Raw genomic sequence first — 2,204 nt, 5'->3', positions numbered from 1 at the left:
ATCGGGGAACCACCAGACATGGCTCATTGTTAAAATCATCTATCCCCATCAGAATAACTAACTGGGATACCTCTAAGGTAGGTTTTATGGAAATGAACACCGTAGCGCATAATGGCGGTAATCCTTCGGGAGAATTCAGTCAGACACCCCCCGCAAAGCGGGTGGCTTGATGAGTAGGATTGCCTCAAAGGCAATTGTATCCTGTCATCATTGTTTTATTAATTAATTAAGGTTAGTTGTTTTAAAAAAGTCTGTTCTCATTATCGCTTTGTTCACGGATGTACTGTTTGATTATCTCTTCATCAAAACCAACAGTAGAAACGGCATAGCCTCTGGCCCAGAAATGAGCTCCGTTGTAGTTTCTAGTTTTTCCATGAAAGGTTCTGGCGATAGCGATAGCGCTCTTGCCTTTGAGAAAGCCGATGACTGAAGAGACAGCGTATTTGGGCGGTATTTCTATACACATATGAACGTGGTCGATAGATAGGCTACCTTCGACAATTCTTGATTCCTTTTGATTAGCTAATTCGTGGAAGATTTTTACTAAATCTTGCCTGATTTGACCGAAAAGCACTTTCTGTCTTTTCTTAGGAATAAAGATAAGATGATATTTGCAATTCCAACGAGAGTGGGATAAACTTTGGTATAGGTTAGGCATAGTGTTTTATTGTTACACAATGACCTCATCAAGCCATTGTTTATTATATATCACTATGTCTATTTTTGTTACTAGAAGGAACGGTAAAACCTTTTTTAGTCCCACTAGTAGAACTAGTGGATTACCTTGGGGTAATATTATTTAAATTAATAACTAAACTTTGGCAAATTTCTTGAATTTGTGGGATAATAGGGATATGAATATTCCTATACTGCAAATACCAAAACAAATTCAGGAGCTTTGTCAAAATTACAAAAGCAATTTTTCCATTCCCCAATTTAAGAATTTTGAAAATTTTATCACAGGAATAATAATTAACGATCAGGCAGATATCTATGCTTTAAGCAAAGGATTTGAACAAGGAAAACATTATGACAGTCTGCATCATTTTGCTTCTGAAAGTTATTGGAATATGGAAGATGTTTTAAAAACATCTATTTCGATTATTAAACATTTACCAGATCAAAGCAAAAGATTAAATTCTAAAGGTTGGCTAATTATAGATGATTCTTTGATTGAAAAGTTCGGCAAATTAATGGAAGCTGTAAGCACACAGTATGATCATTCCCAAAACAGATATTTAAAATACGCTCATTGCTTAGTGGCTCTTGTATATACTGATCAGAATATGAATCGCTATCCTTTAAACTTTGGCCTTTGGCGTTCAAAACAAGACTGCAAAGAGATTAAACAAAAATTCCTGACTAAAATTGAAATTGCGAGAGATCTTATTCAGTATGCCATTGATCAGGGCATTCCATTCCAGGGAGTCCTCTTTGACAGTTGGTATTTCTGTAAGGATTTAGTTGACTTTATTGAATCTCATAATAAAGATTGGGTTTCTGCGTCCAAGAGCAACCGCAATATCGTTCATCAAGGCGAGACAATTAATCTTCAAGAATATTCCAAAACAATTAACAATAATGAAAGAAGAGATTTGCCTAAGTTTATTGCAAAAAAAGAAAAAGTCTGTCGATTTAAATCCATCAAAAAATCTATGCCTTGCTTAAAAAGAGGGAAAGAAACCGTCAGAATACTTGTCTCTTATGAATACGATAAAAACAAAAAATTTACCAAAGAACCAATTTTTCTGGTATCAAATCGTAAAAATTTGAGACCAGAAAAATTGCTTCAAATCTATCAAATACGCTGGGCAGTAGAGACTTTCTTTAGAGATGCTAAGCAACACTTGGGGCTTGAGGATTATCAAATGAGAAAACTTAAAGGCATTAAAAGTCATTGGTGCTTAGTTTTTACATCAGCTGTAATCCTTGAGTTGGTGAAGGCTAAATGCGTTTCCAAAGATTTTCCTATCAATGCTTCTCATCTGTCCGTGGGCGAGCTTTGCCAAAGAGCGTTTAACGAAGCTTTTCAAGCTATTATTATCTGGGTTATTCAACAAGTGAAAAAACTTTCTCCTGACCATCAAATTTTTTCTTATCTTGGCATTCAATTATGATTTTTGCCAAAGTTTAGTTAATAACAGTTTTACAATTTTTTTATTGATTTTTCTTTTATATAATGATGTAATGATGTGTTGCTTGCA

At 34.6% G+C, this 2,204-nt stretch carries 2 protein-coding genes; one reads left to right on the top strand and one right to left on the bottom strand.

Features of this window, described 5'->3' with window-relative positions; genetic code table 11:
• Window positions 1-241: 241 nt before the first annotated feature.
• Entirely contained in the window at window positions 242-658 is a 417-nt protein-coding gene (gene tnpA, locus COZ07_RS01745; protein ID WP_406606876.1) for an IS200/IS605 family transposase, read from the bottom strand.
• Between the two features lie 196 nt (window positions 659-854).
• Between tnpA and COZ07_RS01740 the strand changes: the two genes are divergently transcribed.
• Window positions 855-2,117 (top strand): IS701 family transposase, encoded by a 1,263-nt coding sequence (locus tag COZ07_RS01740; protein WP_406606875.1) that lies wholly within the window; start codon window positions 855-857, stop codon window positions 2,115-2,117.
• Window positions 2,118-2,204 lie beyond the last annotated feature (87 nt).

The sequence above is a fragment of the Candidatus Infernicultor aquiphilus genome (assembly GCF_002784285.1).
Classification (GTDB): Bacteria; Atribacterota; Phoenicimicrobiia; order Phoenicimicrobiales; family Phoenicimicrobiaceae; genus Infernicultor; species Infernicultor aquiphilus.
Note: the sequence above shows the minus strand (reverse complement) of the source record. Positions and strands in the feature narration are given on the sequence as shown.

Excerpts from the sequence above, each read along its gene's own strand:
- COZ07_RS01740 (WP_406606875.1), top strand. The coding sequence starts at position 855 with ATGAATATTCCTATACTGCAAATACCAAAACAAATTCAGGAGCTTTGT.
- tnpA (WP_406606876.1), bottom strand. The coding sequence starts at position 658 with ATGCCTAACCTATACCAAAGTTTATCCCACTCTCGTTGGAATTGCAAA.